The 21,857-nt window shown below is 66.4% G+C and carries 20 protein-coding genes and 1 pseudogene; 15 read left to right on the top strand and 6 right to left on the bottom strand.

Annotation, left to right across the window (positions count from 1 at the left end):
- Positions 1-100 precede the first annotated feature (100 nt).
- The 5 genes from rimP to rbfA all read left to right on the top strand — a co-directional run bounded on the left by rimP (position 101) and on the right by rbfA (position 6,157).
- Positions 101-718 (top strand): ribosome maturation factor RimP, encoded by a 618-nt coding sequence (rimP, locus tag QFZ69_RS13920; RefSeq protein ID WP_306918984.1) that lies wholly within the window; start codon positions 101-103, stop codon positions 716-718.
- Entirely contained in the window at positions 718-1,698 is a 981-nt protein-coding gene (gene nusA, locus QFZ69_RS13915; RefSeq protein WP_306918982.1) for a transcription termination factor NusA, read from the top strand. Before rimP ends, nusA begins: the two co-directional genes overlap by 1 nt.
- A gap of 98 nt (positions 1,699-1,796) precedes the next feature.
- Positions 1,797-2,264, top strand: coding sequence for a YlxR family protein (locus tag QFZ69_RS13910; RefSeq protein ID WP_306918981.1), 468 nt, complete (start codon positions 1,797-1,799; stop codon positions 2,262-2,264).
- A 152-nt stretch (positions 2,265-2,416) separates the two neighbouring features.
- Positions 2,417-5,344 (top strand): translation initiation factor IF-2, encoded by a 2,928-nt coding sequence (infB, locus tag QFZ69_RS13905; RefSeq protein WP_306918979.1) that lies wholly within the window; start codon positions 2,417-2,419, stop codon positions 5,342-5,344.
- Positions 5,345-5,647: 303 nt separating this feature from the next.
- Positions 5,648-6,157: a 30S ribosome-binding factor RbfA gene (rbfA, locus tag QFZ69_RS13900; protein WP_306918977.1), complete on the top strand. Its 510-nt coding sequence runs from the start codon at positions 5,648-5,650 to the stop codon at positions 6,155-6,157.
- A 103-nt stretch (positions 6,158-6,260) separates the two neighbouring features.
- Here the strand turns inward: rbfA and QFZ69_RS13895 are convergent, their stop codons facing one another.
- The gene (locus QFZ69_RS13895) at positions 6,261-6,470 is read right to left on the bottom strand and encodes a hypothetical protein (protein ID WP_306918976.1); all 210 of its coding nucleotides are present in this window, start codon (positions 6,468-6,470) and stop codon (positions 6,261-6,263) included.
- 175 nt (positions 6,471-6,645) lie between these two features.
- The gene (locus QFZ69_RS13890; RefSeq protein WP_306918975.1) at positions 6,646-7,803 is read right to left on the bottom strand and encodes a pyridoxal phosphate-dependent aminotransferase; all 1,158 of its coding nucleotides are present in this window, start codon (positions 7,801-7,803) and stop codon (positions 6,646-6,648) included.
- 58 nt (positions 7,804-7,861) lie between these two features.
- Here QFZ69_RS13890 and truB point away from each other — a divergent pair, with 58 nt between their 5' ends.
- The 3 genes from truB to QFZ69_RS13875 all read left to right on the top strand — a co-directional run bounded on the left by truB (position 7,862) and on the right by QFZ69_RS13875 (position 9,658).
- Complete coding sequence (gene truB / locus QFZ69_RS13885) at positions 7,862-8,803, top strand: tRNA pseudouridine(55) synthase TruB (RefSeq protein WP_306918973.1); 942 nt, start codon at positions 7,862-7,864, stop codon at positions 8,801-8,803.
- A 2-nt stretch (positions 8,804-8,805) separates the two neighbouring features.
- Positions 8,806-9,159: a hypothetical protein gene (locus tag QFZ69_RS13880; protein WP_306918971.1), complete on the top strand. Its 354-nt coding sequence runs from the start codon at positions 8,806-8,808 to the stop codon at positions 9,157-9,159.
- A 70-nt stretch (positions 9,160-9,229) separates the two neighbouring features.
- Complete coding sequence (locus QFZ69_RS13875) at positions 9,230-9,658, top strand: hypothetical protein (RefSeq protein WP_306918969.1); 429 nt, start codon at positions 9,230-9,232, stop codon at positions 9,656-9,658.
- A gap of 15 nt (positions 9,659-9,673) precedes the next feature.
- Here QFZ69_RS13875 and QFZ69_RS13870 read toward each other — a convergent pair whose 3' ends face one another.
- Genes QFZ69_RS13870 through QFZ69_RS13860 form a run of 3 tightly spaced genes read right to left on the bottom strand, consistent with a single transcriptional unit; the run spans position 9,674 to position 11,549 of the window.
- Entirely contained in the window at positions 9,674-10,111 is a 438-nt protein-coding gene (locus tag QFZ69_RS13870) for a VOC family protein (protein WP_306918967.1), read from the bottom strand.
- A gap of 19 nt (positions 10,112-10,130) precedes the next feature.
- Positions 10,131-10,685, bottom strand: a complete 555-nt coding sequence (locus QFZ69_RS13865; protein ID WP_306918964.1) for an NUDIX domain-containing protein — start codon at positions 10,683-10,685, stop codon at positions 10,131-10,133.
- Positions 10,686-10,724: 39 nt separating this feature from the next.
- Entirely contained in the window at positions 10,725-11,549 is an 825-nt protein-coding gene (locus QFZ69_RS13860) for a hypothetical protein (protein WP_306918963.1), read from the bottom strand.
- A 927-nt stretch (positions 11,550-12,476) separates the two neighbouring features.
- Between QFZ69_RS13860 and QFZ69_RS13855 the strand changes: the two genes are divergently transcribed.
- Positions 12,477-12,989 carry a DUF2231 domain-containing protein gene (locus QFZ69_RS13855; protein ID WP_306918962.1) on the top strand — a complete coding sequence of 171 codons (513 nt, stop codon included), beginning with the start codon at positions 12,477-12,479 and terminating at the stop codon, positions 12,987-12,989.
- A 99-nt stretch (positions 12,990-13,088) separates the two neighbouring features.
- On the opposite strand, the gene QFZ69_RS13850 is transcribed toward QFZ69_RS13855, so the two are convergent.
- Positions 13,089-13,889, bottom strand: a complete 801-nt coding sequence (locus QFZ69_RS13850) for a DUF937 domain-containing protein (protein ID WP_306918960.1) — start codon at positions 13,887-13,889, stop codon at positions 13,089-13,091.
- 235 nt (positions 13,890-14,124) lie between these two features.
- Here QFZ69_RS13850 and QFZ69_RS13845 point away from each other — a divergent pair, with 235 nt between their 5' ends.
- The 6 genes and pseudogenes from QFZ69_RS13845 to QFZ69_RS13820 all read left to right on the top strand — a co-directional run bounded on the left by QFZ69_RS13845 (position 14,125) and on the right by QFZ69_RS13820 (position 21,805).
- Complete coding sequence (locus QFZ69_RS13845; RefSeq protein ID WP_306918958.1) at positions 14,125-15,120, top strand: bifunctional riboflavin kinase/FAD synthetase; 996 nt, start codon at positions 14,125-14,127, stop codon at positions 15,118-15,120.
- 44 nt (positions 15,121-15,164) lie between these two features.
- Positions 15,165-16,019, top strand: a complete 855-nt coding sequence (kynA, locus tag QFZ69_RS13840; RefSeq protein ID WP_306918956.1) for a tryptophan 2,3-dioxygenase — start codon at positions 15,165-15,167, stop codon at positions 16,017-16,019.
- Between the two features lie 95 nt (positions 16,020-16,114).
- Positions 16,115-17,363, top strand: a pseudogene (locus tag QFZ69_RS13835) (kynureninase).
- A 139-nt stretch (positions 17,364-17,502) separates the two neighbouring features.
- Positions 17,503-17,772, top strand: a complete 270-nt coding sequence (gene rpsO / locus QFZ69_RS13830) for a 30S ribosomal protein S15 (protein ID WP_104063120.1) — start codon at positions 17,503-17,505, stop codon at positions 17,770-17,772.
- A 244-nt stretch (positions 17,773-18,016) separates the two neighbouring features.
- On the top strand, positions 18,017-20,269 hold the full coding sequence (locus QFZ69_RS13825; protein ID WP_306919692.1) for a polyribonucleotide nucleotidyltransferase: 2,253 nt from the start codon (positions 18,017-18,019) through the stop codon (positions 20,267-20,269).
- Positions 20,270-20,461: 192 nt separating this feature from the next.
- The gene (locus tag QFZ69_RS13820) at positions 20,462-21,805 is read left to right on the top strand and encodes a pitrilysin family protein (protein WP_306918952.1); all 1,344 of its coding nucleotides are present in this window, start codon (positions 20,462-20,464) and stop codon (positions 21,803-21,805) included.
- Positions 21,806-21,857 lie beyond the last annotated feature (52 nt).

Below are 21,857 nucleotides of genomic sequence, written 5' to 3'. Positions count from 1 at the left end.
ACCATGTTGTCATGCCGGCCGGGATCTCGGTGCACCACGGCGCCGGGAAAATCGCTAGGCTAGTACACACAACATCATCTAACGGGAGGCGGCCGGCATCATGACCAATGCAGAAGCCACGACTTCAACAGACCGGACCAGGACGGGAAAGGCTGAAGCCGCACCCGCCCAGAACCTGGAGGCCGAGCGTCTGCACGCCCTCCTTGAACCCGCAGTCCTGGCAAACCGCCTGTACCTCGAGGACGTTTCCATCCACGTCGCCGGCGCCAACCGGGTGGTCCACGTGGTGGTGGACCTGCCGCAGGAAGAGACCGGCGGCGTCACCCTCGACGTCATCGCCGAGATCTCCAAGACCCTCTCCGACATCCTGGACAACGATCCCAGCACGGATGCCCGCCCCTACGAGCTCGAGGTTTCATCGCCCGGCGTAGGGCGTCCCCTCACCGCGGAACGGCACTGGCACCGTGCCCGCGGGCGGCTGGTCAAGGTCAACGTCCTGCAGGGTGAAAACGTCACCGGCAGGATCCAGGCCGTCGACGACGGCGGCGTCACGCTCGTTCCGGAAATCGCTGTCAAGAAGGGCATGAAGCCCAAGCAGGGCGAACCGGTCAAGATTCCTTTCGACAGGATCCGCAGTGGAAAAGTCGAGATAGAGTTCAGCCACCTCGACGAGGCCGGGCTGGAAAACGCAAACAATGGACCTTCTGAGGAGGCCTGATGGATATTGACATGAGCGCACTGAGACTCCTGGAGCGTGAGCGTGAAATCCCGCTGGATCTCCTGATTCCGACCATCGAGCAGGCCCTCCTGGTGGCCTACCACAAGACTCCGGGAGCCTTCGAGAAGGCCCGCGCGGAGCTGGACCGCAAGAGCGGGCACGTGACCATCTGGGCTACCGAGATCGACGACGACGGCGCGCCGATCGGCGAGTTCGAGGACACTCCGGCGGGCTTCGGCCGCATTGCCGCCAGCACCGCCCGCCAGATCATCCTCCAGCGCCTGCGCGACGCCGAGGACGACAATGTCCTCGGCCAGTTCAAGGGCCGCGAGGGCGAGCTGGTGGCCGGGACCATCCAGCAGGGCAACAACCCGCACATGATCCAGGTCAACCTCGGCACGGTCGAGGCACTGCTCCCGCCACCCGAGCAGGTTCCGGGCGAGAAGTACATCCACGGCAACCGGCTCCGCGCCTTCGTGATCGATGTGCACCGCGGCACCAAGGGCCCTTCCATCACGCTGTCCCGCTCGCACCCGGGCCTGGTCCGGAAGCTCTTTGAACTGGAAGTCCCGGAAATCGCCGACCGCTCCGTCGAGATCGTGGCGCTGGCCCGTGAGGCCGGGCACCGCACTAAGATTGCGGTCAAGGCCAACACCTCGGGCGTCAATGCCAAGGGGGCCTGCATCGGTGAAATGGGCTCCCGTGTCCGGGCTGTCATGACCGAGCTGAACGATGAGAAGATCGACATCGTCGACTACAGCGACGATCCGGCCACCTTCATCGCCAGCGCGCTGTCCCCGTCGCGGGTGAATTCGGTCACCATCACGGATGACGCGACCCGCTCCGCCCGAGTCGTCGTCCCCGACTACCAGCTCTCCCTGGCCATCGGCAAGGAAGGCCAGAACGCTCGGCTCGCCGCCAAGCTCACCGGCTGGCGGATCGACATCGTCTCCGACGCCGCGGTGGCCCGCGGCAAATAGGCCGCACTTCCGGCCGGCCCCGGGGCGTCCGTGTCCCCTCAGGTTCGGGGTCCGGCCGCTGGAGGGGCTAGAATAGACATGACCGCGCCTAAGGGCCGGTGTCCGCGTGCCCTCAGCGCATCCGGGCTTTAGCTTGGCAGAGTCGTAGTTACCGGACGCTTTGGCTGGCGAGGCCCCGGAAGCCCCGGGCAGGCAGGCAGGTACTGGCAGGAAGATACTCGGACGTGGCACAAGTGCAACACCTCGAGAATCAACCGCAGCGCACCTGCATCGGATGCCGACAGAAAGGCCCGCGGTCTGAGTTACTCCGGCTCGTCTCCGGCGGCAGCGGTTCATCCGCCGTCGTAGTGGATGAACGACGCCGGATGGCTGGCCGGGGTGCATGGCTGCACCCCAGCGAAAAGTGCCTGGCACTGGCGGTCAAACGTCGAGCGTTCGGACGCGCCCTCAACGGCGCAACCGGTACTGCCGACGTCGAACGCCGGATCACGGCAGGCACGAAAGCCGTGGACACTCCGGTGGCCGCAGCAACAACCGTCCAACCTGAAAGCGGGTCAGAAAACTGATGGAAACCCGATGAGTTCCCAGTGATGAGTGCGCAACGATGACAACTTTGTTGCGCTCTGCAATGGGCCTTTCAGCTGCAATCGCGGCGGAGGCCCGCAGTAAGAAGTAGACGGTTCGTGCCTGGCTCGGTGCGGACCGAGACAGGAGAAATGTGGCCAAGGTCCGCGTACATGAGCTTGCTAAAGAGCTCGGTATTACTTCCAAAGATGCAGTAACCAAACTGCAGGAACTGGGCGAATTCGTTCGCTCTGCCTCTTCAACCATTGAGGCCCCCGTTGTGAGGAAACTCCGCAACGCATTCCCCGACGCCCCGGCAGCTTCGAAGTCCGAAGCCCCCGCGGCGGCCCCCAAGGCACCCGCCAGCCCGGCAGCAACCCGTCCGGCGCCCGCGCCGGCTCCGGCTGCGCCCGGTGCCCCGGCGCAGGCAGCAGCACCCAAGACCGAAGCTCCGGCTCCGGCAGCAGCTGCACCGGCACCAGCCGCAGCCGCGCCCGCAGCCCCTGCCGCGCAGGCTCCGGCTGCCCAGGCTCCGGCCGCTCAGGCTCCGGCTGCTCCTTCGACGGCTCCGTCCTCGGGCATCAAGCCCGGCGCACGGCCTGCCCCGAAGGCTGAAACTCCGGCTGCTCCGGCACGCCAGGGCGGCTCGGCGCCTCGCCCGGGCGGCCCCCGTCCCGGCAACAACCCCTTCGCCACGTCCCAGGGCATGCCCCGGGGCCGCGGCGGAGACAACGAACGTCCCCCGCGTCCGGGTAACAACCCGTTCGCACCCTCCCAGGGCATGCCCCGTCCGGGCGGAAGCCGTACCGAGGGCGAACGCCCCGGCGGTCCCCGTCCCGCAGCAGGCGCAGGCGGTCCCCGTCCGGGTGCCCCCCGCACCGGCGGCGCTCCGGGTGCACGCCCGGGCGCTCCGCGTCCGGCCGGCGCTCCCGGCGCACGTCCCGGCGCCGGCGGAAACCGTCCGACTCCCGGCATGATGCCCAACCGCACCGAACGTCCCGCACCCGCTGGTGCAGGCCGTCCCGGTGGCGGTGCCCGTGGTCCGGGCCGTCCGGGTGGCGCTCCAGGAACCGGTGCTCCCGGTACCGGTGGCGGCGGCGCTCCGGCCGGCGGTGGCTTCGGCAAGGGTGGCCGCGGTCGCGGTGGCACCCAGGGTGCTTTCGGTAAGGGCGGCGCAGGCCGTGGCAAGCAGCGCAAGTCGAAGCGTGCCAAGCGTCAGGAACTCGAGCAGATGAGTGCTCCGTCGCTGGGTGGCGTAAGCGTTCCCCGCGGCGACGGCAACACCGTTGTCCGGCTTCGCCGTGGCTCGTCCATCACGGACTTCGCCGACAAGATCGAGGCAAACCCCGCCGCTCTCGTGACCGTCCTCTTCCACCTCGGCGAAATGGCCACGGCCACGCAGTCCCTGGATGAGGAAACCTTCGCCCTGCTGGGCGAGGAGCTTGGCTACAAGCTCCAGGTTGTGTCTCCGGAGGATGAGGAGCGCGAGCTGCTCTCCGGCTTCGACATCGACTTCGAAGCCGAGCTGGAAGCCGAAGGCGACGAAGACCTCGAGGCGCGTCCTCCTGTTGTCACAGTCATGGGTCACGTTGACCACGGTAAGACCCGACTGCTCGATGCCATCCGCAAGTCCGACGTCATGGCGGGCGAGCACGGCGGCATCACGCAGCACATCGGTGCCTACCAGGTCACCCACCCGCACGAAGGCTTCGACCGCAAGATCACCTTCATCGATACTCCGGGCCACGAGGCGTTCACCGCCATGCGTGCCCGTGGTGCGAAGGTCACCGACATCGCCATCCTGGTGGTCGCAGCGGACGACGGCGTTATGCCGCAGACTGTTGAGGCCCTCAACCACGCACAGGCGGCCAACGTGCCGATCGTCGTGGCTGTGAACAAGATCGACAAGGAAGGCGCCAACCCGGAGAAGGTCCGCGGTCAGCTGACCGAGTACGGACTGGTTCCCGAGGAATACGGTGGCGACACCATGTTCGTGGAGGTCTCTGCCCGCCAGAACCTCAACATCGACGAGCTGCTCGAGGCGGTCCTGCTTACCGCGGACGCTGCCCTGGACATGCGCGCCAACCCGAACAAGGATGCCCGCGGTATCGCGATTGAAGCCAACCTGGATAAGGGCCGCGGATCCGTTGCTACCGTCCTGGTTCAGTCCGGTACCCTGCGTGTCGGCGACACCATCGTGGCAGGCACGGCCCACGGCCGTGTCCGTGCGATGTTCGACGACGACGGCAGTGCCCTGACCGAGGCAGGCCCGTCCCGCCCCGTGCAGGTCCTGGGTCTGTCCAACGTCCCGCGCGCCGGTGACACCTTCTTCGTGACCGCTGACGAGCGTACCGCCCGCCAGATCGCCGAGAAGCGTGAAACTGCCGACCGCAACGCCGCACTGGCCAAGCGTCGTAAGCGCATCAGCCTGGAAGACTTCGACCAGGCCGTCGCCGAAGGCAAGATCGACACCCTCAACCTCATCCTCAAGGGTGACGTGTCCGGTGCCGTGGAAGCCCTCGAAGACGCGCTGCTCAAGATCGATGTCGGCGAAGGCGTCCAGCTCCGCATCATCCACCGCGGTGTCGGTGCGATCACGCAGAACGACGTCAACCTGGCAACGGTCGACAGCGCCGTCATCATCGGCTTCAACGTCAAGCCCGCCGAGCGTGTTGCCGAACTGGCAGACCGCGAAGGCGTGGACATGCGCTTCTACTCCGTCATCTACGCAGCAATTGATGACATCGAGATGGCCCTCAAGGGCATGCTCAAGCCGGAGTACGAAGAGGTCCAGCTTGGCACCGCCGAGGTCCGCGAAGTGTTCCGTTCCTCCAAGTTCGGCAACATTGCAGGCTCGATCGTGCGCTCGGGTGTCATCCGACGCAACGCCAAGGCCCGGATCAGCCGCGACGGCAAGATCATCGGTGACAACCTCGCCGTTGAGACGCTCAAGCGCTTCAAGGACGACGCCACCGAGGTCCGCACGGACTTCGAGTGTGGTATCGGTCTTGGCTCGTTCAATGACATCACCGAAGGTGACATCATCGAGACCTTCGAGATGCGCGAAAAGCCGCGCGTCTAAGGTGTCCTAATGCAGTAAAGGCATGCGGGGCCGTTGGAATTTTTCCGGCGGCCCCGCCCCTTCGCTGGGTGGCCTACGTCTTACGACGTAGGCCACCCAGCTTCGGCAGCGGCGTCAGCCTTCCCAATGCTCGCAACCTCGCATCGGGGCCCTCGGCTGCCGCCTTGGATGCCACTCCCAGGCCGCCGGAAAAATTCCAACGGGGGTCCGTCGTTGACTCGCCGTAGTGCGTGGCAGAAAACTGAAACGAGCGGCGTTGCCCACCAGGCCGCCGTCGTACAACCCAAATTTTTAGGAGTGGAAATGGCTGATCCCGCACGGGCTGCCAAGTTGGCGCAGCGGATTAAGGTTGTTGTTGCTGAGGCTTTGGGCCGTAAGGTCAAGGACCCGCGGCTTGAGGGCATCACGGTCACCGACGCGCGTGTCACGAATGATCTGCAGCATGCCACGGTCTACTACACGGTGTTTGGTGACCAGCTCGTCCAGGCCGAGGCCGCCAAGGGGCTGGAGAAGGCCAAGGGTGTGCTCCGGCAGGAAGTCGGGCGGAACATCACGGTCCGGCTGACCCCGACCCTGGAGTTTGTGGCCGACCAGATTCCGGTCACCGCCTCCAACCTGGAGGAACTCCTCCGGGCCGCGAAGAAGCGGGACGCCGAAGTTGCGGCCCTCGCCGCGAGCGCCCAGCACGCCGGCGACGCCGACCCGTACAAGAGCGACGTCCCGCAGGACGTCGAGCTGGACGCGGACGATTTCGACGAAGAGGACATCGACCTGGTCGACGGCGGCGAAGTCGACGAGGACAGCAGCAAGTAGTCCTCAAGTCCTGCAGTTGTGCAGCGAAATGGCCGGTCCCGTTCACGGGGCCGGCCATTTCCGTCCGTCCCTTGAGAATTGACGGCGGCATACGTCGAGGCTCTCAGCGGCGCCTGAACCCCGACCGCCGGGCACCCAGGCCGCCCAACAAGGGCGAACCCATCCCCAGCAGGAAGCCGAAGTCATACCAGTTTCCGGCGCGGGCGGTGTTGTAGAAGGGGAACTCTGCCCATTGCCCGAAGACATGGACGATCAGCACAATCCAGGCCGTCAGCCCGTTCCAGATGCCCCAGAGCAAGTCCTGCCACCACATGCCTTACCTCCCCGATGCCCGGAAACTCCGGCGCAACGCGCCGTGGGCTCAGAGTAGGAGCAGCCCCGCCCGAGCGGTAGGGGCTATGGACCCCTTCACCGGCCCGTGTTCTGCGCCGGAGGCCACGGAAGGCTTGCCCGCGGACGCCGGGCCCGGCGTGCCGCACGCGGCGGACTCAGGCCTGCCGGGCGGGGAGCCGGCTGAGGCCTTCAACGAGTTCCTCCTGGACGCTGCAGAGGGCAATCCGGATCCAGCCCTCGCCGATCGAGCCGAACGCCGTGCCCGGGGCGAACGACACCCTGGAGTCGGCCAGGAAGCGCCGGACCCAGGCCCGGACGTCGCCGCCGCTGACATGCGAGACGTCGGCCCAGAGGTAGAAGGCTCCCTGCGCGGTGAGGAAAGGGATCCCCTTGGACGCCAGAACCGCCGAGGCCGCGTCCCGGTTGGACCGGTAGTGGGCATGGGCATGGCTGACGTAGTCCTGCGGTCCGGTCAGCGCGGCCAGCGCCGCGTACTGCGAGGGTGAAGCGACGCAGGAGACAATCGACTCCATCACTTTGTTCATCGTCTGCTCCAGGCCGGGCGGGCAGATCAGCGCACCGATCCGCAGCCCCGTCAACCCGTAGGTCTTGGAAAGCGTCAGCGAGGTGAACACGCGGGCCTCACCGGGGACGTCGCTGTCGAAGCGGGCAGGACTCACATGCGGGACGTCGTAGGTGAACGCCTCGTAGCATTCGTCGGAAATGATCCACAGGTCGTGGCGCCGGGCCAGTTCCACGAGGCCGCGCGTGAGCTCCGCGCCGAGCACCGCCCCCAAAGGATTGGACGGTGAATTCAGGATCAGCACCTTGGTCCGCGCCGTGATGAGCGCTTCGATGTCCTCGAGCCGCGGCTGGAAGTCGTACTCCGGGTACAGCGGGTACCGGACCGGAACGGCATGGAGAAGACTGCTTGTCATGGCAAACGTGGGGTAGCCCGGGTTGGGGATAAGGATCTCGTCGCCGGGGGAGAGCAACAGGCTCATCGCCAAGTGCAGTCCCTGCTGGGCGCCGTCCACCACATAGACGCGGTCCGCACCGACCGGCGCCGCGTTGTGTTCCCGGAACCTGGCGGCAAAGGCCTCCCGCAGGGCAGGGATGCCGGCGTTGGGCGTGTAGTTGGTCTCGTCGCGGTCCAGGCACGCCATGCCGGCCTCGAGGATGTGGCGCGGCAGGGGGAAGCCGGGTTCGCCGATGCTCAGGACGATGGCGCCGGGGGTACGCCAGGCGGCTTCGGTGATCTCCCGGATCTGGTTGACGGGTACGTCGCGGATGTGGGCGGCAAGCTCAGGCATGTCTGCCATCCTAACGGGCCGCACATCCGGGCAGGGCGGCGCAGATATACTGGGGAGCGTGCTTTCTGGACTGGTGATAGTGGACAAGCCGCAAGGCTGGACGAGCCACGATGTGGTTGGACGGATGCGGCGGCTCGCCGGTACCCGAAAGGTGGGCCATGCCGGCACCCTTGATCCGATGGCTACCGGCGTGCTGGTGGTCGGGATCAACAAGGCCACCCGGCTGCTGACCTACATCGTGGGCACGTCCAAGACCTACACGGCCACCATCCGCCTGGGCGAATCAACCGTGACGGACGACGCCGAGGGCGAAGTCACTGCCACCCGCAGCGCCGCCGCGGTCACCGAGGAGGCCGTCCGGGCCGGCGTCGCCGCCCTGACCGGCGAGATCGCACAGATTCCCAGCAGCGTCAGCGCCATCAAGGTCAACGGTGAACGGGCCTACGCCCGGGTCCGCTCCGGTGAGGCCGTGAAGCTGGCGGCCCGGCCGGTCACCATCCACCGCTTCGAGGTCCACGGGCTGCGCCCGGTGCGCGAGGGCGAAGCGCTGGACGTCGACGTCACCGTTGAATGCTCCTCCGGCACTTATATCCGCGCCCTTGCACGTGATCTGGGGAACGCCCTCGGCGTCGGCGGTCACCTGACGGCGCTGCGCCGGACCCAGGTGGGCCCGTACACCCTCGACCAGGCACACACCCTGGAGCAGCTGGCCGAAGAACTGGACGTACTGGAAATGTCCCAGGCCGCGCGCGCCCTGATGCCGAACCGTGAACTCAGCAACGAGGAGACCATCGAGATTTCCTTCGGCCGCCGGATCGCCGCGGGACAGGCCGCCGGCACCCCGGAGGCGGCGACGGCAGACAGGCCGGCCGCGGCGTTCGCCCCGGACGGCACGCTCGTGGCACTGCTGGCCGATGCAGGGAGCTACGCCAAGCCCGTGCTCGTCTTCGCCCCGGACAACGAAAAGCGCGCGGCCCAGCAGGAACAGCGGGCCGAGTAGCCTTGGACGCGTACTTCTACATCATCCTGGCGGTCGGGCTGATCTCCACGGTCATCTGCCTCACCGCCGGCATCCTGAAAAAGGCCCCGAACGACGTGACAATCCTGTCCGTCGCCGCCGTCGAACTGGCGCTGCTGGTGTACCTGGTCGGTTCGATCGTCCGGGTCGCGGCCGGAGAGCGCATCGCGGGAGAGACCTGGGAATTCTGGGGTTACCTGCTGACCGCCCTCCTGCTGCCCGTCGGCGCGGTGTACTGGTCCGTCCTGGAACGCACGCGTTGGAGCAACTTCGTCCTGGCCGCCGTCGGCGTCACGGCACTGGTAATGGCCGCTCGAATGAACCAGATCTGGTACTGACTTGGAAGAGGCAAGAGACGTGACGCCAACACCTTCCCCCGAGGGCGCCGGGACCGCTTCAGGCGCGACTTTGGCACACAATGCAGCACCGGTGACGGACACCCGGAACACCGGTCCGGGCCGGCTCCTGATTGCCGTTTACGCGGTCTTTGCCATTTCGGCGACCGCCCGGGCCGGCTACCAGATCCTCACGAAGTTCTCCGAAGCGCCGCTGGCCTACTCGCTGTCCGCCTTCGCCGCCGTCGTCTATGTCGTGGCTACGGTGTCCCTCGCGAAGGCCGGCCGCACCTGGTTCAAGGTTTCCGTCGTCGCTGTGCTGGTGGAGCTGATCGGTGTACTGGTGGTCGGGGCGCTCAGTCTGTTCGACTCGGTGAACTTCCCGCACGAGACCGTCTGGTCCTTGTTCGGCCGCGGCTACGCTTTCATCCCGCTCCTGCTCCCCATCCTGGGGCTACTCTGGCTTTACCGCCGTCGTCCAATCTTGAAGCCGGCCAGTTAAACCTCAGCGCGGACCCTAGTCTCCGGGTTCGGCGGGCGCGTCCAGCTCCTGGAACAACGTGATCTGGAGCCCGTCGGGGCCGGTGAGCCGGGAGTTCAGGGACCGCCAGGGCGTTTCCCGTGGTTCCGCAATGAGTGTTCCACCGGCCGCCACGAGGTTCTGGGTGGCAGTTTCCGAGTCGTCGACCTCGAAGGCGACGCGAAGCTTCGCGCTGGGCCGGCCGTCGGCCTCCACCTGGTCGATCAGCCGGACCTGTGCCGGATTCGAGAGCTCAAGAGTGGCCCGGCCGGCTTCCAGGATGGTGATGCGGGCATCCCCTTCACCCTGGACTGCTTCACGCTGCACCAGCCCGAGAACATCCCGGTAGAACGCCACTGCAGCTTCGTAGTCCTCGGTCTCGACGACCAGCCTCAGCTGGCGGACCGGGGGCGGGGTTCCATTTTCTGTAGTCATGCTCGCACTTTAGAACCTGTCAGGACGTCGCGGAACCCTTCAGCAACCGGCGGTGCAGCTCCGGCCAGGACGCGCCGAATCCGGGGTGCAGGTCCTTGTCGCCGACCAGGTTCAGCCGAACCCACTGCAGCTCAAGGCTTTCCGGGTCACTGATCGCCGGGTCAAACTGCTCAACCACCTCGACGGCGACTGTCGTGTAGGTCCAGTAGCCGACGTCGAACACCGAAGTGAACAGGACCCGGACGCTCTCCGGCGGGACGGCGGCTTCTTCCTGCGCTTCCCGCAGTGCCCCGTGCACAGCTTCTTCGCCCTGGTGCAGGGCACCGCCGGGGAGGCCCCACGTTCCGCCCTGGTCACTCCACAACGCCCGGTGCTGCAGCAGGACGCCCTTGGCGGGGTCATGGACGAGCAGCCCGGCCGAGCCGAAGCGGCCCCAGAACCGTCCGCGGTCACCCTCGACCCAGGCGTCGCCCGGATCGCGCGGCCCGCGGGGGCGTCGCAGTTCCTCGGGGAGGGTCGCACCGTGGTGCGGCGCTCCGGAATTTCTTGGGTTCGGGGCAGCTGTTCTGTCCATCGTTACAGCTTGCCACGGGTGCCCCTTGTTACGGCAGCTTCAAGACCGCTGCAAACGCCACCATTCAGCCGCGGACAGCGGGGTGATGGTCGGCGGCGCGCCAAAAAACTGCTTGGTCGTCAGCTCCCACTCAGCCGCTCGGTGGGCTCTTCCGGGTGTCCCACGGTGTCTTTGACCTTTGCCGGCGAGCTGCTGTGTCGCGGCCTCACCGATGGAGCTTTCGTCCAGGTCTTCGGTACCGCCCTGCGGAATCTCGAACAGGAGCCGCTCTGCGTAGGGTGCTTCCCGCCCGAGGCTATAGCCCACGGTGTTCTGCTCGGAGGTGTGGCGGGCCCCTGCTACATCGCGTTTGCCGGTAACCAGCTCGTGGACCATGTTCAAGCCCAGGACGTTGGCTGCCTCGGAATCGCAACGGGCAGATACTTCGCCCCTTGTCCGGTCGACAGTGATGGAGCCGTCAAACTCGGCGACGGCACCGATCATGGGTGGCGGGACGCGGTAGTCGATCGTCTGGGTCAGAAAGTCCGTGTGTACCGTTGGCCAGTTGTGCACGACGGCGTCGCTGGTGATCTCGGTCCGCTTCCACGGCCCGTTCCGGTGCCATGTCAAGCGTGTTGGTGTGGCTTCATTGGGCGGGCCGTACTTGGCCAGCATCTGCTCGGCCACTTTCTTCTGCGCTTCCGGCCACTCTTCGATGAGCGCGGCAACATCTGCCTCGTCCACCACCAGGTCCGCGCCCCTCTGGGTCTCGTGTTCACCTCTGGCCTTATACCTGATGCCTTGTGCCACGGCGCGTCCGGCCGTGGCCAGCCGCTCCCTTGTATCGAGGTCCTTTGGCTGGAACTCGGAGGCTGTTTCAGACATTTTGCCCGCCCCCCTTCTGGGGCCCATTCAGGGTCTCCGGTTGTGCTTTCCCTCTGGGTTTCAACGATAGACACTGACGATACAAAGATCCATACTGGTTGCAGATGCAGCCGAAGCAGTGTTGGAGCGGCGGGATGAACAGGGTCCATCGGGGCCCAGGAGCCCTAACGTGGTTGTTAAGTGCCCTTGGCGAACCGACCAGACGGCGGGCTTACGAAGCAGTCAGGGAGGCGCGCCGGCCGGTGTCCAGGGCGGACGTGGCAGCGGCGCTTGGGATCGGTGTCCGGCTCGCGGCTTTCCACCTCGACAAGCTCGTGGACGAAGGCTTGCTCAGCGCGCATTACGCCAAACCTGCCGGCCGGAAAGGCGGACCGGGGTCGGGAAGACCCCCCAAGTGGTACGTGGCCAGCCCCGACGGTTTTGACATCACGGTGCCGCCCCGCCGGCATGACATTGGTGCCATGATTCTCCTGCATTCCGTTGCAGGGCGTGCGGGAGGCAGCCGGGAACGGATCCTGGCGGAGGCGCAGCGCTGCGGCCGCAGCTTGGCCGAACAGACACCGAATCAGGACTTGGAGCAGTTGCTATCCGTTCTGGGGTATGAGCCACGTCCGGCGCCTGGACGGTGCATCGACCTGCTCAACTGCCCCTTCCACGAGCTCGCGGACCAAGACCGTGACACAGTCTGTGCCATGAATCTGGCCCTCCTTCAAGGAATTACCAGCGGCGTGTCAGGGCCGTATGTTGCAGCGCCGGAGCAGCGGGCAGGTTTCTGCTGCGCCAGGCTGATCCCTGGTGAAGCGCTGGGATTTGGGCAGGTCCAGGGACGAACGCCGGACCCTGGCGTCTAATGCCAACCGGGGTTAGTGTTGCAGTTGGAGGCATTCCTGTCTTCGCCTCCCCGGAATATTCGTCATGGAGGCGGACATGGAGAGCAGAGCAAAAGCCGCAGGGCACGCCATCCACCAGCAACTGGTTGTTTTTCCGCTGGGGCTTCTCAGCACAGCGGTCGTGTTCGATGTGATCGGACTGCTGGCCAACAACGGACATTTCACCTCCGCGGCCTACTTGATGATCGCCGCAGGCGTCCTGATGGGTCTGCTCGCGGCCATATTCGGACTCATCGATTTTATTGCCGTCCCAGACGGGACCCGCGCCAAACGCATCGGACGGCTCCACGGTGCAGGAAACGTCGTGATGATCGTGTTGTTCGCAATCAGTTGGTTCATGCGCGGGGGCGCCCAGGACAACGTGCCGTCCATCCTGGCCTTTGTGCTGGAACTGCTGGCCTTTGTCATCGCCGCCGGTGCAGGCTGGCTTGGCGGGGAGCTCGTCGGCAGGCTGGGAGTAGGCGTCGACGACGGCGCCGGCCTGGATGCCCCGGCCAAGTTCACCACCGGGATCTCCCTCAAGCACGGACCACACCAGGCCGGTTTGTGAACCAGCCCGCGCTTCTGCCGAACGCCCGGCACAACAAAAACTGCTGAAGGCCGGAGGCCCGGGACAGGACCTTCCCTGGCCGAGTGCTCCCTTGGCCTGCTACTTCTTCCCGAAAAGTCCGCCCAGCACGCCGCCGAGGCCGCCCTCGTCGTTCTTCCGCTCTTCCGGCTGGCTCTCGGGACGGTCTACCTCGATCAGCTCACCCGGCCGCGGCGCGCCGCCGACGGGCTGGTCCTGTGGCATGGACTGGGGCACGGACTGCGGCACAGTCTGCGGGTCCAGCCTGCTGTCCAGCCCGGCGTCGGGAGCCAATTGCCGGTCCGGCGCCTGGCCGCCGCCGAGCAACCCGCCCAGCAAGTCACCCAAACCGCCCTGTCCGCCGCCGGCGGCAGCACCGCCCGTACCGCCCAGGATCCCGCCCAGAATTCCGCCGAGGTCGATGCCGCCCTGGCCGGATCCATCAGCACCGCCCGCCCCGGACGACGGCCCGCGTCCACCGAGGACCTTGTTGGCAAGGTAGGACATCACGATGGGCGCCAGGATCGGCAGGAGCTTCTTGACGAGGTCCCCGCCCGCCCCGCCCAACTGCGCGGAGCCGGCCAGCCGGCTCGCCACCTGGTCCTGCTGCCCGCCGAAGACGTGGCTGACAATCTTTTCACCGTCCGCGGTATCCACCTGCGCCAGGTCAACACCCCCTTCAATCAGCCCGTCCTGATGCTGGCTGAGCGCCGACTCGAGCGAGGCGGCGCCGTCGGGGGCCTGGGCATTGTTCTGCATTCCTGCCAGCAGCGTGGGGACGGCGGCCTCCACTGCTGCCTGGGCCGTTTGCCGGTCCGTTCCGAGCATGCCGGCAATCTGGTCTACCGGGATCTGCCCGAGGATGTCGTTGAGCTCAGTCATGGTCTACTCCTTCAGCCGCGCCAGCGCGCGGGGACGAGGTGAATCGGCGACTGCGCGGACGCCGCGAAGGTGTTGCCCTAGCATCGTAGTCCGGGCCAAAGGACCGTGGAAGACGGCGCCTGCAGGCCAGGCCGGGGCGTCCGGGGCCCGCGTTGATTGCAGGTAATCTTAGAGAGTTCCGGAGCCGGCACCGTTTCTCCGGAAGAGTTCATGGCAGGCAGCAAAGGCGAGGTTGATGGTCCACATCTGGAACGATCCGTCCGAAGTCCCGGCGGACTTTGGTCCTTCCGTTGTCACGTTCGGCAACTTCGACGGCGTGCACCGCGGCCACCAACAGGTGCTCTCCAAGCTCATCCGCATCGCCCGCTTGAACCATGCCCGCGCGGTCGCCATCACCTTCGACCCGCACCCCGCGCAGGTGCATCGGCCCGAGGCGGCCCCGGAACTGATCATGGGGCTGGAGGACAAGCTGGCCGCCCTCGGCGAGCTGGGCCTCGACGCCGTGCTGGTGATGAAGTACTCGCTCGAACTGGCCAGCCTGACTCCGGAGGAATTCGTCGCCACCGTCCTGGTCGGCAGCCTCCGCGCCAGCCACGTCGTAATCGGCCACGACGCCCGCTTCGGCCGCGGCAACGCCGGGGACCTGCACACGATGCAGGAACTCGGGAAAAAGCTTGGCTTTGAGGTGCTGGTCATCAGCGAGTTCGGTTCCGAAGGGTTCCCCATCCACGACGACGCCGGCGAGGACCGCCGTTGCTCCTCCACCTGGGTCCGGGAGGCGCTGCGGGAGGGCGACGTCGCCACCGCCGCCGCCGTGCTCGGCCGGCCGCACCGGATGCGTGGCGAAGTGGTGCACGGCGCCGCCCGTGGCCGGGACCTCGGCTTTCCCACCGCCAACCTCGCCTCCAGCTCGACCGGCTACATCCCCGCGGACGGCATCTACGCTGGTTGGCTCGTGGACGAGGCGGGCACCCGCTGGCCGGCCGCGATCTCGGTCGGTTCCAACCCCACGTTCGACGGCGTCAGCCGCCAGGTGGAGGCCCACGTCATCGACCGCCCGGAAGAGGCCGTGGAGGACTTCGATCTGTACGGCCAGACAGTAGTAGTGGAATTTGTCGCCCGACTGCGCGGCATGGTGGCGTACCGTGGCCCTGAAGCGTTGGTGGACCAGATGCGCCTGGACGTGGTCCAGGCGCACCAGATCCTGTTCCGCGCCGGCCGCACGCGCTGACCGTCCGGTCGCATGCACGGCCAGTCGGCAAGAAAGGCAAGACTGTGACCATCGAGAAGAACACCAGGGAGCTGGACAAGGGCATTGTCCGCGACTTCAGCTCCCGGATGAGCTATGCGTCCTATCTGCAGCTGCCGACGCTGCTCAGCGCCCAGCAGCCGGTCAGTGCGCCGGAGCACCACGACGAGATGCTGTTCATCATCCAGCACCAGACCACCGAGCTGTGGCTGAAGCTGGTCCTGCACGAGCTCCGCAGCGCCGCCGCCTGGCTCCGCGCCGACGATCTCGGCTCGGCGCTGAAGGCGATCGCCCGGGTCAAGCACATCCAGAAGACGCTGACCGAGCAGTGGTCCGTGCTGGCCACCCTCACCCCCACCGAGTATTCGCAGTTCCGCGGCTTCCTGGGCAATTCCTCCGGCTTCCAGTCCAGCCAGTACCGCGCGGTTGAGTTCCTGCTCGGCAACAAGAACCCCAAGATGCTGCCGGTGTTCGAATCCGACCCCGAGGCCCACGCGATGCTGCTGGAACTCCTCGAGGCCCCGAGCATCTACGACGACTTCCTGGCCTACCTCAAACGCCAGGGCTTCGACGTCCCGGCATCCCTGCTGGAGCGCGACGTCACGAAGGCACACGAGTTCTGCCCGGAGCTGGTCCCGGTCTTCAAGTACATCTACGAAAACGCGGCCGACAACTGGGGTGCCTACGAGGCGTGCGAAGAGCTCGTGGACCTCGAGGACAACTTCCAGCTGTGGCGTTTCCGTCACCTGCGCACGGTGCAGCGGACCATCGGGATGAAGTCCGGCACGGGCGGTTCCAGCGGTGCCGCCTTCCTGCAGAAGGCCCTCGAGCTGACCTTCTTCCCCGAGCTCTTCGCGGTACGGACGGAGATCGGTCAGTGAGCACGAACCCCGAAGCGACGGAGGTCCCCGCCCCCGGACGTACCCGAACCACCGCCGGCACCGGAAGTACCCGGGCCACCGCTGGCACCGACCCGCTGTGGCCGCGCGCCCTCGAACTCGACGCCGCCGATCCGCTGGCCGCGTACCGCCCGCTCTTCATCGGCACCGACACGGACTTGTCCTACCTCGACGGCAATTCGCTGGGCCGCCCGCTCCAACGCACCACGGCGGACATCGGCCGTTTCATCGAGGAGAGCTGGGGTGGCCGGCTGATCCGCGGCTGGGACGAGGAATGGCTGGAACTCCCGCAGGCCATCGGTGACCAGCTCGGACGGTCCGCTCCTCGGCGCCGCACCCGGGCAGACCATCATCGCCGACTCCACCACGGTCGTGCTCTACAAACTGATCCGCGCCGCGGTGGCCGCCGTCACCGATCCGGCCCGCACGGAAATCGTGCTGGATACCGACAATTTCCCCACCGACCGCTACCTCGTCGAAGGCATCGCGCGCGAGGAGGGGCTCACGCTGCGCTGGATCGACGCCGATCCCGCTTCCGGCGTGTCCGTCGATCAGGTGCGCGCGGCGGCCGGCCCGGCCACCGCCGTCGTGGTCCTCAGCCAGATCGCCTACCGCTCGGGGTACCTCGCGGATCTGCCGGGAATCACCGCTGCCGTGCACGACGCCGGCGCGCTGATCGTGTGGGACCTGTGCCACTCCGCCGGTTCGGTCGAGATCGGCCTGGACGACGCCGACGTCGACTTCGCGGCCGGCTGCACCTACAAGTACCTGAACGGGGGACCGGGCTCGCCGGCCTTCGCCTACGTCAACGCCCGGCACCTGCCCGGTCTGCAGCAGCCGATCTGGGGCTGGATGGGGCGCAAGGACGCCTTCGAAATGGGCCCCGGCTACGAGGCCGCCAGCGGCATCCGCGGGTTCCTCAGCGGAACCCCGGCCATCTTCGGGATGCTGGCCATGCGCGGGACGCTGGACCTGCTGGAGGAAGTGGGGATGGCAGCCGTCCGGGAGAAGTCCCGGCTGCTGACCGCGTTCGCCGTCGAACTCCACGACGCGTGGCTGGCGCCCGCGGGCGTGACCCTCGCAACGCCGCGGGACCCCGAGGAGCGCGGCGGCCACATCACAGTGGACCACCCGGCGTTCCGGGAAATGACCGCCGCCCTGTGGGAGCAGGATGTCATTCCCGATTTCCGGGCGCCTCACGGCATCCGGATCGGGCTCTCACCCCTCAGCACGTCCTTTGCTGAGCTGTACCGCGGCGTCGCCGCGATCCGGGACCGGCTGCAGGGCCCTGGTTTCGACAAGATCACGGCCGTGCCGGTAAACTAAACGTTGGATCCGGCTGCAGTCCGTGGCGGCTGGCTCTTGTTGTGAACGGCGATCGTCCTCTTCCCGGGACGACCCCCGGCGCGGCACCCCGGCAGTGAGTTACTGATTCGGGCCTCACGGCACATCTCTAGGAGTTATTGTGGCACTTGAAGCCGCTGTAAAGCAGTCCATCATTCAGGATTTCGCAACGTCTGAGGGCGACACCGGTTCGCCGGAGGTCCAGGTTGCAGTCCTGACTCAGCGGATCAAGGATCTCACTGAGCACATGAAGGTGCACAAGCACGATTACCACACCCAGCGCGGTCTGCTGGCCATGGTTGGTCGTCGCAAGCGCATGCTGACCTACCTCAAGAACACTGACATCACCCGCTACCGCGCGCTCATCGAGCGTCTCGGCCTGCGCCGCTAGTCAGCTTTAAGGGGCGGCCCCTTCCGTAACGGAAAGGGGCCGCCTTCTTCAAAAAACTCAACAGGAGGATCAACCGCATCACGCATTCGCGGTCCTCGGTAGTGATCCCCGGGAACGGCTTCAAGGATTGAAGCCCGGCCCGTGGGTCTCGATCGATGACCGGGTGCAGTGCAGGCCAGTAGACAGATGCTGGCCTGGGTTGATGCGGCTGGACTCCGTGAACCATGAAACGGAGGTGACTCTCTTGGAGGGTCCCGAAATCCAGTTCTCAGAAGCAGTCATTGATAATGGCCGCTTCGGCAAGCGTGTAATCCGCTTTGAAACCGGCCGTCTTGCCAAGCAGGCAGCCGGCGCAGCGATGGTCTACATCGACGAAGAGACCGCGCTGCTGTCCGCCACCACCGCCGGCAAGCACCCGCGCGAAGGCTTCGACTTCTTCCCGCTGACCGTCGACGTCGAAGAGCGTATGTACGCCGCCGGCCGCATCCCGGGTTCGTTCTTCCGCCGCGAAGGCCGCCCCTCCACGGAAGCCATCCTGGCCTGCCGCCTGATGGACCGCCCGCTGCGCCCCGCCTTCGTCAAGGGCCTGCGCAACGAGGTCCAGATCGTGGTCACCGTGCTCTCCATCGACCCGGACGAGCTCTACGACGTGGTCGCCATCAACGCTTCCTCGATGTCCACCCAGCTCTCCGGCCTGCCCTTCTCCGGCCCGATCGGCGGCGTCCGCGTTGCCCTGATCGCCGACGAGAACGGCTCGCAGTGGGTTGCCTTCCCGAAGCACTCCCAGCTCGAGAACGCCGTCTTCAACATGGTCGTTGCCGGCCGGGTTGCAGGAGACGACGTCGCCATCATGATGGTTGAAGCCGAAGCCACCGACAACTCCTGGAACCTCATCAAGGAACAGGGCGCCACCGCCCCCACCGAAGAGGTTGTTTCCGAGGGCCTCGAGGCCGCCAAGCCGTTCATCAAGGCCCTGTGCGAAGCGCAGTCCGACCTGGCAGCCCGCGCCGCCAAGCCGACCGTCGAGTTCCCGGTCTTCCTGGACTACGAGGACGACGTCTACGCCGCCGTGGAATCCGCTGCCGCCGACAAGCTGGCTGCTATTTTCCAGATTGCGGACAAGACGGAGCGCAACGACGCTTCGGACGCACTCAAGGACGAAGTCACTTCTTCCCTGGCCGGCCAGTTCGAGGGCCGCGACAAGGAACTGTCCGCTGCCTTCCGCTCCGTCACCAAGCAGGTTGTGCGCCAGCGCATCCTCAAGGACCAGATCCGCATCGACGGCCGCGGCCTGACGGACATTCGCCAGCTCACCGCCGAGGTCGAGGTTCTGCCCCGCGTGCACGGTTCGGCCATCTTCGAACGCGGCGAGACCCAGATCATGGGTGTCACCACGCTGAACATGCTCAAGATGGAACAGCAGATCGACTCGCTGTCTCCCGTGACGCGCAAGCGCTACATGCACAACTACAACTTCCCGCCGTACTCCACCGGTGAGACCGGCCGCGTCGGTTCCCCGAAGCGCCGCGAAATCGGCCACGGTGCCCTGGCGGAGCGGGCCATCATGCCGGTGCTGCCATCCCGCGAGGAATTCCCCTACGCGATCCGCCAGGTGTCTGAGGCTCTCAGCTCCAACGGTTCGACGTCGATGGGTTCCGTTTGCGCCTCCACGCTGTCCCTGCTCAACGCAGGTGTGCCGCTGAAGGCCGCGGTTGCCGGTATCGCCATGGGCCTGGTCTCCGACCAGGTTGACGGCCAGACCCGCTACGCCGCCCTGACCGATATCCTCGGCGCCGAAGATGCCTTCGGTGACATGGACTTCAAGGTCGCCGGTACCGCCGAGTTCGTCACAGCCATCCAGCTGGACACCAAGCTCGACGGCATCCCGGCCTCCGTCCTGGCAGCAGCCCTGAAGCAGGCCCGCGAAGCCCGCCTGCACATCCTGGACGTTCTGAACTCCGCGATCGACACCCCGGACGAGCTCTCCGAGTTCGCGCCGCGCGTCATCGCGGTCAAGATCCCGGTTGACAAGATCGGCGAGGTCATCGGCCCGAAGGGCAAGATGATCAACCAGATCCAGGAAGACACCGGAGCCGACATCTCGATCGAGGACGACGGAACTGTCTACATCGGCGCCACGAACGGCCCGTCTGCCGACGCAGCACGGTCCGCCATCAACGCCATCGCCAACCCGCAGGTCCCCGAAATCGGTGAGCGCTACCTGGGCACGGTCGTCAAGACCACGACCTTCGGCGCTTTCGTTTCGCTGACCCCGGGCAAGGACGGCCTGCTGCACATCTCCGAGCTGCGCAAGATCGCCGGCGGCAAGCGCGTGGACAACGTCGAGGACGTCGTCTCCGTGGGCCAGAAGATCCAGGTGGAAATCACCAAGATCGATGACCGCGGAAAGCTCTCCCTGTCGCCCGTCGTGGCCGACGAGGCAGGCTCCGAGGACGCAGACAACAACGCTGAGGTCTCCGTGGAGTCCGCAGAGTAGTCTCTCCTGAACGAAGTGGCGGGGCCGGTGGATGATTCCACCGGCCCCGCCGCCGTTAAGCTGCCGCCGTTAAACCGCCGCCGTTAAGCTGCCGCCGTCCGGCGCTCGTCCCCATGCCTGCCACGGCCTTCGGGGGAGTGGTCCGCTGGTACGATAGCAGGCAGATTTGGCACTGTTTACTGAAAGGCCTTGATGACTGTCGTCCCCCTGCCGCTTGAGCAGAACCAGCACGCTGACACCCTGATCCATGGAGCCGACGGTGGTTCCGAGGTGCGCCGCTCGGTCTTGCCGGGCGGCGTCCGCGTGCTGACCGAAGCGATGCCCGGCCAGCGTTCGGCCACCATCGGTTTCTGGGTCGGCGTCGGCTCCCGCGATGAGGCCCCGGGCCAGCACGGTTCCACACACTTCCTGGAGCACCTGCTGTTCAAGGGCACCAGGCGCCGCACCGCCATGGAGATCGCCTCGGCCTTTGACGAGGTCGGTGGGGAATCCAACGCCGCCACCGCGAAGGAGAGCACCTGCTACTTCGCCCGTGTGCTGGACACCGACCTGCCCATGGCGATCGACGTGATCGCGGACATGATCACCGGTGCCGTCCTCGATCCCCAGGAGATGGAACAGGAACGGGACGTCATCCTCGAGGAAATCGCGATGGACAGCGACGACCCAACCGACGTCGCGCACGAACACTTCGTCGCCGCCGTCCTCGGCACACACCCGCTGGGACGCCCGATCGGCGGCACCCCCGATGCCATCCGCGCCGTCGCCCGCGACTCTGTCTGGGACCACTACCGCCGCTACTACCGTCCCGGTGAGCTGGTCATCACCGCCGCCGGGGGACTGGACCACGACGTCGTCTGCGGGCTCGTGGTGGACGCCCTGCACTCCGCCGGCTGGAGTCTGGCACCTGATGCCGCGCCGGTCCAGCGTCGCTCCACCGAACGCGCCGACATCACCGGCACCGCCGGGCTGCACGTGGTCAAGCGGCCCGTCGAGCAGGCCAACATCATCATGGGCTGCCCCACGATCGTCGCCACCGATGACCGCCGCTTCGTGATGAGCGTGCTCAATGCGGTGCTGGGTGGAGGCATGTCCTCCCGGCTGTTCCAGGAAGTACGGGAGAAGCGCGGCCTGGTCTACTCGACCTACTCCTTCGCGTCCTCCTACGCCGACGCCGGATACTTCGGCATGTATGCCGGCTGCACACCGTCCAAAGTCCGGCAGGTGCTGGAGCTTCTCGGCGCCGAACTGGACAAGCTCGCCGAAGGCGGCATTTCCGACGAGGAACTCCGCAAGGCCGAGGGGCAGCTGTGCGGCGGCATTGTGCTGGCGCTGGAGGACACCGGTTCCCGGATGTCCCGGCTGGGCCGCGCCGAGCTGGTGTCCGGCGAATACCAGGACATCGACGAGACCCTGCGCCAGATCAAAGCCGTGACCGCCGCCGAGGTCCAGGAGCTTGCCCGCGAGCTGGCGGCTGCCCCCCGGACCATCACCGTCGTGGGGCCCTTCGAGGAGACCGAGACCTTCGGTCTCTGAGCCGGGCTAGACACCGGCGCGGCGCCGCGGAATGATGGGGGCGGGCCACTCG

This window comes from Arthrobacter sp. V1I7 (assembly GCF_030817015.1).
Classification (GTDB): Bacteria; Actinomycetota; Actinomycetes; order Actinomycetales; family Micrococcaceae; genus Arthrobacter.
This window is presented reverse-complemented; position numbering and strand designations above follow the sequence as displayed.

Coding starts and splice junctions, on each gene's coding strand:
- rimP (WP_306918984.1), top strand. CDS start 101: ATGACCAATGCAGAAGCCACGACTTCAACAGACCGGACCAGGACGGGA.
- nusA (WP_306918982.1), top strand. CDS start 718: ATGGATATTGACATGAGCGCACTGAGACTCCTGGAGCGTGAGCGTGAA.
- rbfA (WP_306918977.1), top strand. CDS start 5,648: ATGGCTGATCCCGCACGGGCTGCCAAGTTGGCGCAGCGGATTAAGGTT.
- QFZ69_RS13895 (WP_306918976.1), bottom strand. CDS start 6,470: ATGTGGTGGCAGGACTTGCTCTGGGGCATCTGGAACGGGCTGACGGCC.
- QFZ69_RS13890 (WP_306918975.1), bottom strand. CDS start 7,803: ATGCCTGAGCTTGCCGCCCACATCCGCGACGTACCCGTCAACCAGATC.
- QFZ69_RS13870 (WP_306918967.1), bottom strand. CDS start 10,111: ATGACTACAGAAAATGGAACCCCGCCCCCGGTCCGCCAGCTGAGGCTG.
- QFZ69_RS13865 (WP_306918964.1), bottom strand. CDS start 10,685: ATGGACAGAACAGCTGCCCCGAACCCAAGAAATTCCGGAGCGCCGCAC.
- QFZ69_RS13860 (WP_306918963.1), bottom strand. CDS start 11,549: ATGTCTGAAACAGCCTCCGAGTTCCAGCCAAAGGACCTCGATACAAGG.
- QFZ69_RS13855 (WP_306918962.1), top strand. CDS start 12,477: ATGGAGAGCAGAGCAAAAGCCGCAGGGCACGCCATCCACCAGCAACTG.
- QFZ69_RS13850 (WP_306918960.1), bottom strand. CDS start 13,889: ATGACTGAGCTCAACGACATCCTCGGGCAGATCCCGGTAGACCAGATT.
- QFZ69_RS13845 (WP_306918958.1), top strand. CDS start 14,125: ATGGTCCACATCTGGAACGATCCGTCCGAAGTCCCGGCGGACTTTGGT.
- QFZ69_RS13820 (WP_306918952.1), top strand. CDS start 20,462: ATGACTGTCGTCCCCCTGCCGCTTGAGCAGAACCAGCACGCTGACACC.